This is a genomic window from Paraburkholderia sp. BR10141, from assembly GCF_056155635.1.
On sequence record NZ_JBMIQH010000015.1, the window covers coordinates 97122 to 108559 of the forward strand.

The window sequence follows — 11438 nt, forward strand, 5'->3', positions numbered from 1 at the left end:
GCACATGGCGACGACTACGGTGAGCGACTTCATCATCGAGCGGCTGCACGAATGGGGCGTGCGACGCATCTACGGCTATCCCGGCGACGGCATCAACGGCATGTTCGGCGCGCTGCAGCGCGCGCAGGGCAAGATCGAATTCGTGCAGGCGCGCCACGAGGAAATGGCCGCCTTCATGGCGAGCGCCCACGCCAAGTTCACGGGCGAGTTGGGCGTGTGCATTGCCACGTCGGGGCCGGGCGCGGCGCACCTGCTCACGGGGCTCTATGACGCGCGGCTCGACCACATGCCCGTGCTGGCCATTGCGGGCCAGCAGGCGCGCGCCGCGCTCGGCGCGCATTATCAGCAGGAACTCGACCTCGTCTCGATGTTCAAGGACGTCGCGGGCGCCTACGTGCAGCAGCCCAGCGTGCCTGCGCAGGTACGCCACGTGGTGGACCGCGCAGTGCGCATCGCACTCTCGCGGCGCACGGTCACGGCCATGGTGCTGCCCAACGACTTGCAGGAACTCGAATATGAGCCGCCCGCGCGCAAGCACGGCACGGCGCATTCCGGCGTGGGCTATAGCGCACCCGAAGTGGTGCCGCGCGAGGCCGACCTCAAGCACGCGGCCGAGGTGCTCAACGCGGGCCACCGGGTGGCGATACTCGTCGGCGCGGGCGCGATGCACGCCGGCGACGAGGTGCTCGCCGTGGCCGAGCGCCTGCACGCGGGCGTTGCCAAAGCGTTGCTCGGCAAAGCCGTGGTGCCCGACGACATTCCCTGGGTGACGGGCAGCATCGGCCTGCTCGGCACCAAGCCGACCGACGAGATGATGTCCTCTTGCGACACCTTGCTGATGATTGGCTCCGGCTTCCCGTATTCGGAATTCCTGCCGAAGGAAGGCGACGCGCGCGCGGTGCAGATCGACATCGACGCGGGCATGCTCAGCGTGCGCTATCCGATGGAGGTGAGCCTCGTGGGCGACAGCGCGGCCACGCTGCGCGCGCTCTTGCCGCTGCTCGAGCAGAAGAACGCCGGGAGCTGGCGCAACCGCCTCATCCATGCTGGCGAGCGCTGGCAGCGCGTACTCGAGGATCGCGCGCACGCGGCGACGAGCGGCAAGGTGAACCCGCAGCGCGTGGTGACCGAGCTGTCGCCGCGTCTGCCCGATGGCGCGATCGTCACGAGCGACTCGGGTTCGTGCGCGAACTGGTATGCGCGCGACCTCAAGATCCGGCGCGGCATGATGTGTTCGCTGTCGGGCGGTCTCGCCTCGATGGGGGCGGCCGTTCCCTATGCCATCGCGGCGAAGTTCGCGCATCCCGAACGGCCCGTGATCGCGCTCGTGGGCGACGGCGCCATGCAGATGAACAACATGGCCGAACTCGTGACCGTGGCGAAGTACTGGCGCCAATGGGCGAGCCCGCGCTGGATCTGTTGCGTGTTCAACAACGAGGACCTGAATCAGGTGACCTGGGAGCAGCGCGTGATGCAGGGCGACGCGAAATTCGAAGCCTCGCAGGACATTCCCAATGTGCCGTATCACCGTTTTGCGGAACTGGTGGGGCTCACGGGCATCTACGTGGACAACGCGGAGCAGCTGGGCGACGCCTGGGACCAGGCGCTCGCATCGCCGCGCCCCGTGGTGCTCGAAGTGAAGACCGATCCCGACGTGCCGCCGCTGCCGCCGCACGTGACGATCGAGCAGGCGCGCCATTTCGCGCGCGCGCTCATGGAAGGCGACCCGGACGAGGGCGGCGTGATTGCGAACACGGCGCGCCAGGTGATGGCGAGCGTCATTCCGGGCAAGAAGTGATGGGCGCACAAGGAGCCATCGATGGACGCTGATATTCCCGAGACGATGCTCGCGTGGCGCGTGCCGCGCTTTGGCGGCGTAGAGTCGTTGCGCCAGGAAAGCCTGAGCGTGCCCGAGCCCGCGCATGGAGAAGTGCTGATCGAAGTGCAGGCTGCCGCGCTCAATCCCGTCGATCTCAAGACGCTGCAAGGCCGCTATCCGCTCGTTACGGAAGGCGATTTGCCATATACGCTGGGCCGCGACGTGACGGGCGTGGTAGTGAGCAGGGGCGAGGGCGCACAGGCATGGCCGCAAGGCGCGCGCGTCTGCGCGTTCGTGGGCCAGGGGTCTGGCGCGCTCGCCGATTACGTGGTGGTCGACGCAACCGCGCTGGCGGGCGCGCCTGCAACCTGCGCCGTGGACGCGGCGGCCGCCATTCCGCTCGCCGCGCTCACGGCGTGGCAGGGTTTGTTCGAGCACGGCAAGCTGCAAGGCGGCGAGCGCGTGCTGATTCAAGGCGCGAGCGGCGGCGTCGGGCGCTTCGCCGTGCAGTTCGCGCGCCATTGCGGCGCGCGCGTCGTCGCGACGGCCTCGGCGAGCGAACGCGACGCGCTATTAGCGCTCGGCGCGAGCGAAGTCATCGACTATCACGCGCAGCGCTTCGAAGAGGAGGCAGGCGAGGTGGACCTCGTGTTCGACCTCGTGGGCGGCGAAGCCCAGCAACGCTCGTGGCAGGTCGTCAAGAACGGCGGGGCGATGGTCTCGACGCTGGGCGAACCTTCGCAGGCGCAAGCGAGCCGCCACGGCGCGCGCGCTACGCGCTACACCGCGCGAGCGGACGGCGCGCAGCTCGCCCATATCGTCGAGCTCGTCGAGAAGGGCGCGGTGAAGGCCGAAGTGGTCGAGCGCTTCGACTTCGACGACACGCCAAGGGGCTTCGAGCGGCTCGCCGGGGGGCACCTGCGCGGCAAGCTCGTAGTGATGCGTCAGTGGCACGACGCCCTTTGATCTTCGATGCTCACGCTGCGCGCACGCGACGCTGCGAGATGTCCTGGAGTGTATTCGTCGCATTGGCAAGCCGGGCGTGGGCTGCGCACGCGTTTCAAGCCTTACACGTAATCGATGCAAGTTCGCGCGCGGCCGACTGCAGCGCGAAAAGACGGTGTGCGCAGCCATTGCAAAGGGACGCGCCCTCATTGGGCTTGCAAACCTTTCGGGAATCCGAAGTGCTCGCACGGATTCGAGCGCGCCCATTCGTGCGCGGGTAGCGCTATCGTCCATGACCCGAACACGCCTCATCGAAGATTACGCATTGCTTGCCGATGGCCGCAGCGCGGCGCTGCTCGCTCGCGATGGCTCGATCGACTGGCTCTGCTGGCCGCGTTTCGACAGCGAACCCTGCTTTGCCGCGCTGCTCGGCCGCGAAGAGGATGGCCACTGGCGCCTTGCACCGGCCGATCCGGCGCGCCGCGCGAGCCGCAGCTACCGGCGCGACACGCTCATGGTCGAAACCGCCTGGAAGGGCACGCACGGCAGCGCGCGTGTGATCGACTTCATGGCGGCCGATAGCGCTGAACCGTGCATCATGCGCATCGTCGAAGGCGTGGACGGCAGTGTGGATATGCACATGATCGCGCAGCCGCGCCGCGCGGATGGGCACGCTGCGCCACACACGATAGACGCAAGCGGCGCGGCGACCGTGCACGCCGCGTGTGGCCCGATGACGTTGCGCGCGGAGGTGCCGTTGCGTGTCCACGCGCAGGCGCTCGAAGCCGCGTTCACGGTGCGCGCGGGCGAGCGCTTCGTTTTCACGCTATGCCCGGGCGAGGCCGTGGGCGTCGATCCGGCATCGGCCGTCACGGCGCTGCACGACACGCAACGTCACTGGCGCCGCTGGATCGACCACTTCGACAACGATCGAACGCTCTGGCCGCAAGCGGTGCGGCGCTCGCTCCTCACGCTCTACGCGCTGGTCTACCGTCCGACGGGCGCGATGGTCGCCGCGCCCACCACGTCTTTGCCGGAGGCGCCGGGCGGCGAACTCAACTGGGACTATCGCTATTGCTGGCTGCGCGACGCGAGTTTCGCGCTGGAAGCGTTGCTCGAAGCGGGCTTTCACGACGAAGCGCGCGCCTGGCGCGACTGGCTGCTGCGTACGATCGGCCATGTGCGCGGACACATTCACGTCATGTATTGCGTCGATGGCTGCCACGTGCCGCGCGAGCGCGAGGTCGACGCCCTGGCGGGCTGGCAGGGCGCGAGGCCCGTGCGCTTCGGCAATGCGGCGTGTATGCAATATCAGCCGGATGTGTTCGGCGAGGCGTTCGATTGCCTCTATCTCACGCGGCGCGCCGGCATCGTCGCGGCGCAGGAGGAGGCCGAACTCGAAGCGCGCTTGATCGGCTGGCTGCTCGATCATGGCGGGAAGCCGGGCTCGGGAATCTGGGAGACGCGTGGCCACGCGCGCCACTACACGCTTTCGCGCGTCATGGCGTGGGTGGCGCTCGACCGCTTCATCAAACACTGGTGTGAAGACGGCCCGGGCATAGGCGACCCGCTGGTGCAACGCGCACTGCAGATGCGCAAGGCCCTGTACGAGGAGGTCTGCGAGCACGGCTGGAACGCGCGGCGCGGTGCCTTCGTCCGCGCTTACGGCGAAGAGGCGCTCGATGCGAGCGTGCTCCTCATGCCACTCGTGGGCTTCATGCGCGCCGACGAGCCGCGCATGTCGGCCACCATCGACGCGATTCGCGCCGAACTTGGCGAAGGCGGCCTGATTCGTCGCTGGCGGCTCGGCGGGGACGAAGCGCCCGACGAAGGCGCCTTCCTCGCGTGCTCGTGCTGGATGGCCGACTGTCTCTACCTGCGCGGCGACGTGGACGAGGCCATCGCCCAGTTCGAGCGCGTGCTGGCCGTGGCCAACGACGTCGGTTTGCTCGCCGAAGAGTATGACGTGGGGGCGCAGCGGCTGGCGGGCAATTTCCCGCAGGCGCTCAGTCATCTGGCCGTGGTCAAGACGGCAATCCTGCTGAGCGGATCGGCGAAGGGCCATCGCCGCGCCAGGTGAGCCGGCGCGGGTCGTCAGGCCGATCAGCCCGCCCGCCACGATCGCCCCGATCAGCCGCGCCGCGAAATCGGGCCAGGTAACGACGAGCGGCATCGGGTTCATGAGTGCGGCGGGGTTCATTGCAGGCTCGGCCCACAGCGACGCAAACGTGCGCGCAAGCCGTATGCCCCTGCGCTGCGGCAGACGCTCGCATGCGTGGCACACCATGTGCGCTGCTAAGGGCTAGCGCGCGGGTGGTTTTCAGCACGCACCGCCCGTTTTTTCTATCCAGACGATGACGAGGAAAGCCAACCATGAAGCCACGACACTATTTCATTTCTGCACTAGCGAGCGTGACGCTTGCTACATCGGGTCTCGCGCTCGCCCAGGGTTCAGGCGGCGGCAGCAGCAGCACGAGTCCAGGCGCTGCGACCGGCGGCGCGAGTGACGTGTATCCGGCGCAGACTCAGGGCGTCGAGCAGAATCCTGCCGCTACCGGTACGACACACAAGTCGACTCATCACAAGAAGCACACGAAGGCGATGTCCAAACCGATGAACGACACGACCAACACCCCGGGTGCGGACGCAAGCAGCGACAGCAAGGGGCAATAAGCTCGTCAGATAGCCCCTGACCCGGATGGCGCGCGGTCGTTCCCCACCTCGCGCCATGCTTGACTGGGAGGCACGCTCAACGGTGGATCGCGCCGCGCAGCCGCGTGACTTCGGCGGGTGCGATGGGCGGCGCGTTGTTGCCCCACGCGCCGCGCACGAAGCTCGCCACCTGGGCGACCTCGCTGTCCGTGAACTCGGTGCGGAACCCGGGCATCTTGCGCGATGTGCCGCCATTACTGGTTTGCGGACTCTGGCTGCCTTCGACGATGAGGCGCAGTACGCTTGTCGCGTCGGACGACAGCGCGAGCGAACTGCCCGCAAGGGGCGGCGCCTTGTCGGGTTTGCCGGCGCCGTCGGCGCCGTGGCATTTTGCGCAGTACGAGAGATAGAGGCCGGCGCCGGGCCGCTCCGGCGTGCCGCCGTGCAATGCCGCCATGGTCGAGGCGCGCGCGGCCGCGGAATCGGCATACTGGCCACTCGCCTCGCGTGCGGGCAGCGATTTCAGATAAGTGGCGATGGCGTGCAGATCGTCGTCGCCCAGGTATTGCGTGCTCGCGCCCACCACGGGCGCCATCGCACCGAATGCATAGGCGCGGTCGTTGTGCCCGTCGCGCAGGAACGCGGCGATGTCGTCGGCACTCCAGCGGCCCAGGCCGCTGCCTGGGTCGCCCGTCAGATTCGGCGCGTACCAGTGGTCGTTCACGCCGCCCGTGAGGTAGAGCGGGCTGCTTTGCGTGTAGCCCATTTCGTTGTAGGCGGGCCCGCGCGGCGTGTGGCACGCGCCGCAGTGGCCGAGACCCTGCACGAGCCAGGCGCCGCGATTCCACTGCGCGGTCTGCCCGGGGTCGGGCTCGAAGCGGCCATGTTGTGCGAACGCGAGACGCCAGAACATCATCACCCAGCGCTGGTTGAACGGAAACGGCAGATGCGTTTGCGGCGCGGCATTCGGCACCGGCTTCACGCCATACATGAAGTACTGGTAGAGCGCGTTCACGTCGCTTGCCGCCAGCGCCGCAAACGACGGATAAGGCATCGCGGGATAGAGCCGCTTGCCGCCACGTGCTTCGCCGCGCTGCAAGGCCGCGGCGAACTGCGCGGGCGTGTAGTCGCCGATGCCGTGCACGGGGTCGGGCGTGATGTTGCTGGCGTAAATCGGACCGAACGGCGAATTCACGGCGAGACCGCCGCCGAAGGGTTCGCGTTTGGCGGAATCGTGGCACGAGGCGCAATCGCCCGCTTTCGCGAGCTTTTCGCCCAGTGCGATCTGGGCGGCATCGGGCGGCGGTTTCGTCGTCGCGAACGGCTCGTCGCGGTGGCAGCCGGCGAGCAGCACGAGGGCGGCGAGCACAGCGCTCGAACCGGCGCGGGAGTTCATCGCAACGCCCCGCATAGCCGTTCGAGCGGCAACGCGAACAGCACCGATATCGTGAACACGAGCGCGATCGTGAACGCCACGGCAACGGCCGTGCTGCTCCAGGCGAGAAAGCGGAAGGTGTCGCGCTGCGGCGTGTCGACGGCGGCGCTTTCGCGCCACGTGCGTCGCGCCAGCAGCGCGCCGGTGAGCGCCAGAGCGAACGCAGCGGCGGAGACGAGCGCAAGCGTCCAGTGCACGACCTCCCAGGGCTCGCCATTGCGTTGCGGGACGCCGCCGGCACACGCGGTGGCTGCGAGCGTCTGGCAGACCAGCACGTGGACCGCCCAGATGGCCGGCACGCCAAAAATGCCGTACCACACGGCAATATGCTGCCGCAGCGTGGGCCGGATGCGTGCGGGCACGGGTGCTGGAGACGCGGCGGATTGCATCATCGTCCTCGCATCCAGTAAGGCGAGAGATAGAGCACGGAGAAGATGAAGAGCCACACCACGTCGACGAAGTGCCAGTACAGGCCGCCAATGGTGAGTGCCGCATCGCGTCTGCCGTCGAAGTAGCCGCGCGCGATCCAGAACGCGAGCGCGGCGAGCATCAGCACACCCGCCATCACGTGGGCCATGTGAAAGCCCGTGATCGTGAAGTAGAGCGAACCATACAGATGCGTCGCGAGCCCATAGGGCCGGTCGTGCCACTCGAAGAACTGGATCGTGACAAACGCGACGCCGAGCGCAATGCCGACGATCATCGACCAGAACGCGGGCCAGGAGCGCGCGCGCCGCACAAACGCGCCCGCGAGCCATACGAACACGCTGCTCGTGAGCAGCAGCGCCGTGTTCAGTCCGCTCATGCCGAGCTTGGGCAGGCCATCGGGCGGCCAGGGCTGTGCGCTCTGCGAAGCGAGATAGAGGTACGAGAAGATCAGGTAGCCGAACAGCGCGGTTTCCGTCACGACGAGCGTGAGCACGCCCCACCAGCCGCCCGCATGTTCGCCGGCGCTGCCCACGGGCAAGGCAAGGGTTTCGTCTTCGCTGCGGATCGCAGTCGTCTCGGCGACTTTGCCGGCGGGCGTCGTGCCTTGCGGCGCGAACGGTTCGCGCTGTCCTAGCGAGCGCCGCGGCCACAGCCACGAGAGCAGCGCGAGTCCGCATGCGAGCCCGGCGAGCGCGGTGAACTGAGTCGAATGGAACAGCAACCCCACGAACACGAGCGTCGAAGCCACGCCCAGCACGAAGGGCGCGTAGCTGTCCTCGGGCATCTTGAGGATGACGTCGGGCTCGCCCATGAGGGGCGTGACGCCGAGCGCTTCGCGCCCGCGATGGAGCAGATAGCCGGGACGCGGCACATTTGCATCGGGCTGCCAGAGCGGGTCCCGCGAGCGCACGCTCGGCAGGATCGCGAAGTTGTACGGAGGCGGCGGCGACGAGGTCGCCCACTCGAGGCCCGCCGCATTCCATGGGTTCGCGCTTGCGCGTGCGCCGCGCCGCGCGCTCACGAGCGCATTGCCGATGAACATGGCGATGCCGATCGCGAACACGAACGCGCCGATGCTCGTGAGCAGGTTGGCCGTGTCCCAGCCCATGCCTTCCGGGTAGGTATAGATGCGCCGCGGCATGCCGAGGAGCCCGGAGATGTGCATCGGAAAGAAACCCAGATTGAAGCCGATGAACGTGACCCAGAAGGTCCACTTGCCGAAGCGCTCGTGCATGAGCCGGCCGGTGAACTTGGGAAACCAGTACGTGAGGCCGCCGAGCACCGGAAACACGTTGATGCCGAGCAGCACGTAGTGAAGGTGGGCCACGACGAAGTAGGTGTCGGTGAGCTGCCAGTCGAGCGGCACGGCGGCGGTCATCACGCCGGAAACGCCGCCCACGGTGAACATCAGCACGAATCCCGCGAAGTAGTAGAACGGCGTCTTGAACACGGGCTTGCCGGTCCAGATCGTGGCGATCCACGCGAACACCGCAATCGCGCTCGGCACGGAAATCACCATGCTCGCCGCACCGAAGAAGGCCAGGGCGAGCGGCGGCAGGCCCGTGGCGAACATGTGATGGAGCCACACTTCGAAGCCCACGAGCATGGTCGCGACCGTTGACAGCGCAACGGCCGCGTAGGCGACGATCGGGCGGCGGCAGAAGGTGGGCAGCGCGTCGGACACGATGCCCATGGCGGGCAGCACGACCACGTAGACCCACGGGTGCGCGAAGATCCAGAAGAGGTGTTGCCACAACAGGGGGCGCCCGTCGACTGTCGTATCGAAGAAGTGCGAGCCCGCGTTGCGGTCGAGCCAGAGCATAAAGAACGCGAGGCTCACGGAGGGCACGGCGAGCAGATTGGCGGCCGAAGCCGTGAGCGTGCCCCAGACGAGGATGGGCAGGCGCGCGACCGACATGCCGCTGGCCCGCATGCGCAGGAACGTGATGACGAAGTTCCCCGCGCCCACTGTGGTGGAAATGCCGAGCAGCACCATGCCGAGCGCGTAGACGTCGATGTTCGGCCCGGGGTCGTAGGCGGCCGTGGAAAGCGGCACGTAGTTGAACCAGCCCGCATTGGCTCCCTGTCCCGCGGGAAAGCTCGCGTAGAGCAGAATGCCCGCGCCGAGAAAGACCCAGTACGAGAGCGCGTTCAGGCGCGGGAACGCCATGTCGCGCGAGCCGAGCACGAGCGGCCACAGGTAGTTCGAAAAGCCGCTCAGCACGGGTAACGCGTAGAGAAAGATCATCGTGACGCCGTGCATCGTGAACAGCTGGTCGTATTGCTCGGGCGTGAGCAGCGTTTCGTTGGGGCGCGCGAGTTGCGCGCGCATGATGAGCGCCTCCACGCCGCCCAGCACGAGGAACACGAACGCCGTGACAAGATAGCGGAGGCCGATGGTCTTGTGATCCACCGTGGAGAGCCAGCCGCGCCAGCCGGGGCGCGTTTCCCACATCTCCTGGAGGCGGCGCAGGGTGGCTTCGTCGAGCGGCGCCGTGCCCGTTTCCGGCACGCGCGAGAGGCGCCCGGCACGCGGACGGCGCGGCACCGTCGCGCTGGCGGGACGGTCGGAAGCTGCGGGGGAGGCCGGGATATCGTTCATGTCACTGGAGTGTGTCGAGCCACGCGCCGAGGTCGCTCGCCTCGGCCGGAGTGAGGGCAATGTCGGGCATGAGCGATTCGGGTTTGCGCTGCTGCGCGTGCGCGACCCAGTCGAGCCGGTTGACGGATGTGTTGGCGAGCGTGCCCGCGGCGATCAGGCGCCGCGAGGCGAGATGCGTGAGGTCGGGCGCCTGCATGCCGCCCGACTGCGTGCCGCGCACGGCATGGCAGCCGCCGCAGCGCGCGGCGAAAAGCTGCTCGCCGCGCTGCGCCGCGCCGCTTTGCGCGGCCGCTGCGGGCTGCCGTTGCGCATCGAGCCAGCGCGAGAAATCGGCGGGGGCTTGCGCCACCACTTCCATGGCCATGTGCGCGTGCTGGGCCCCGCAGAACTGGGTGCACTGCCCGCGCCATACGCCGGGATGGTCGGCCTCGATCCACTGGTGATTGACCTGGCCGGGTATGGCCTGCGTCTTGCCCGCGAGCGCCGGAACCCAGAACGCGTGCACGACGTCGGCGCTTTGCAGATCGACGCGCACGGGCTCGCCCGTGGGAATGTGGATTTCGTTGGCGGTTTCGAAGCTCGCGCCCTCGGGCGTTCGATAGCTCACTTTCCACCACCAGTCGTAAGCCGTGACGGTCACGGTGAGCGAAGGCTCGCGCGGCGGGTCGGCCACGGCGGCCAGCACGCGCAGCATCGCCACGAGCGCGCCCAGCAACAGCACCGATGAAATGGCCGTGCCGACGGCAACGATGCGGTTCGCCGTGCGCTCGCCGTGCTCGTCGGCAACGTTGGTTTGTAACAAAGCTTCATCTTGCGCCGCGCCACCGCGACGCCTGCGCCGGATCGCCAGATAGAGCAACGACGCTATGACGATGCACACGCCCACGCACAGGACGGCGAGGCCCCAGTCGAGCGCCTGCACCGGACCCGATGCGGGGCCCGCGCTGTGCAGGAAGTAGGCAAGAGGGGTCATGAGCGGCGCAGCAGCGTAGGCGTCCAGAACGTTTTTCGCCTGCGCACCCGGCATGCCCATGCACGCCTCATCGCTGCGCGAGCCAGGCACACGCGCTGCGCGATCCCGGCAGGCCCGCTACGCGCTTTTACCGGCGTTTTTTATGGAGATCGAGCATGCAAAGCCCTTACGACCTGCCCCGTTTTCGACGCGTCCAGATGGAGCCCGCCACGCCGCCGAAAAAGAACGATCCGGGCGGCGGCGCAGAACCCGACGAGCGCGAATCCGGCGCCCCTCAGGCGGAGCCGCACGAGTTGCCGGACCTGCCGGAACCTGCCGAAGTCGGCGAGGATGGCTAACTCACGAAACACGAAACGCGTGATGAAAGACGCGCCGCGTGCGCGGCGCGCCCGATCACTTCTGGTTCTTCTTCGGAATCTTCGCGCCGGATTTGCGCGCCTGGTTCAGCGCGATGGCAACGGCTTGCTTCTGCGACTTGCCTTGCTTCACTTCCGTCTTGATGTTCTTCGAGATCGCTTCGCGAGTTTTTCCCTTGCTGAGTGGCATGATGGCCTCCTTTTGAAAAACATCTGCGTCAACGCAC

General features: G+C 67.6%; 10 protein-coding genes. 5 read left to right on the forward strand and 5 right to left on the reverse strand.

What is annotated here, in order from left to right; translation table 11 throughout:
• Window positions 1-4 precede the first annotated feature (4 nt).
• The 4 genes from ACOJB8_RS21315 to ACOJB8_RS21330 all read left to right on the forward strand — a co-directional run bounded on the left by ACOJB8_RS21315 (window position 5) and on the right by ACOJB8_RS21330 (window position 5437).
• Window positions 5-1798: a thiamine pyrophosphate-requiring protein gene (locus ACOJB8_RS21315; RefSeq protein ID WP_368604670.1), complete on the forward strand. Its 1794-nt coding sequence runs from the start codon at window positions 5-7 to the stop codon at window positions 1796-1798.
• 21 nt (window positions 1799-1819) lie between these two features.
• Window positions 1820-2785 (forward strand): NADP-dependent oxidoreductase, encoded by a 966-nt coding sequence (locus ACOJB8_RS21320; RefSeq protein WP_069262296.1) that lies wholly within the window; start codon window positions 1820-1822, stop codon window positions 2783-2785.
• Between the two features lie 271 nt (window positions 2786-3056).
• Window positions 3057-4844 carry a glycoside hydrolase family 15 protein gene (locus tag ACOJB8_RS21325; RefSeq protein WP_475014072.1) on the forward strand — a complete coding sequence of 596 codons (1788 nt, stop codon included), beginning with the start codon at window positions 3057-3059 and terminating at the stop codon, window positions 4842-4844.
• A 293-nt stretch (window positions 4845-5137) separates the two neighbouring features.
• Entirely contained in the window at window positions 5138-5437 is a 300-nt protein-coding gene (locus ACOJB8_RS21330; RefSeq protein ID WP_342948283.1) for a hypothetical protein, read from the forward strand.
• Between the two features lie 76 nt (window positions 5438-5513).
• Here the strand turns inward: ACOJB8_RS21330 and ACOJB8_RS21335 are convergent, their stop codons facing one another.
• The 4 genes from ACOJB8_RS21335 to coxB are packed head-to-tail and all read right to left on the reverse strand — an operon-like array spanning window position 5514 to window position 10915.
• Entirely contained in the window at window positions 5514-6812 is a 1299-nt protein-coding gene (locus ACOJB8_RS21335) for a c-type cytochrome (protein ID WP_475014074.1), read from the reverse strand.
• Complete coding sequence (locus ACOJB8_RS21340; protein WP_342948281.1) at window positions 6809-7243, reverse strand: cytochrome C oxidase subunit I; 435 nt, start codon at window positions 7241-7243, stop codon at window positions 6809-6811. The genes ACOJB8_RS21335 and ACOJB8_RS21340 overlap by 4 nt, the downstream gene beginning before the upstream one ends.
• Entirely contained in the window at window positions 7240-9882 is a 2643-nt protein-coding gene (gene ctaD / locus ACOJB8_RS21345) for a cytochrome c oxidase subunit I (RefSeq protein ID WP_475014077.1), read from the reverse strand. The genes ACOJB8_RS21340 and ctaD overlap by 4 nt, the downstream gene beginning before the upstream one ends.
• 1 nt (window position 9883) lies before the next feature.
• Window positions 9884-10915: a cytochrome c oxidase subunit II gene (gene coxB / locus ACOJB8_RS21350; RefSeq protein ID WP_475014080.1), complete on the reverse strand. Its 1032-nt coding sequence runs from the start codon at window positions 10913-10915 to the stop codon at window positions 9884-9886.
• A gap of 95 nt (window positions 10916-11010) precedes the next feature.
• Between coxB and ACOJB8_RS21355 the strand changes: the two genes are divergently transcribed.
• Entirely contained in the window at window positions 11011-11193 is a 183-nt protein-coding gene (locus tag ACOJB8_RS21355) for a hypothetical protein (RefSeq protein ID WP_342923528.1), read from the forward strand.
• A gap of 55 nt (window positions 11194-11248) precedes the next feature.
• Here the strand turns inward: ACOJB8_RS21355 and ACOJB8_RS21360 are convergent, their stop codons facing one another.
• Window positions 11249-11401 (reverse strand): DUF6496 domain-containing protein, encoded by a 153-nt coding sequence (locus ACOJB8_RS21360; protein WP_176732830.1) that lies wholly within the window; start codon window positions 11399-11401, stop codon window positions 11249-11251.
• Window positions 11402-11438: the final 37 nt, after the last annotated feature.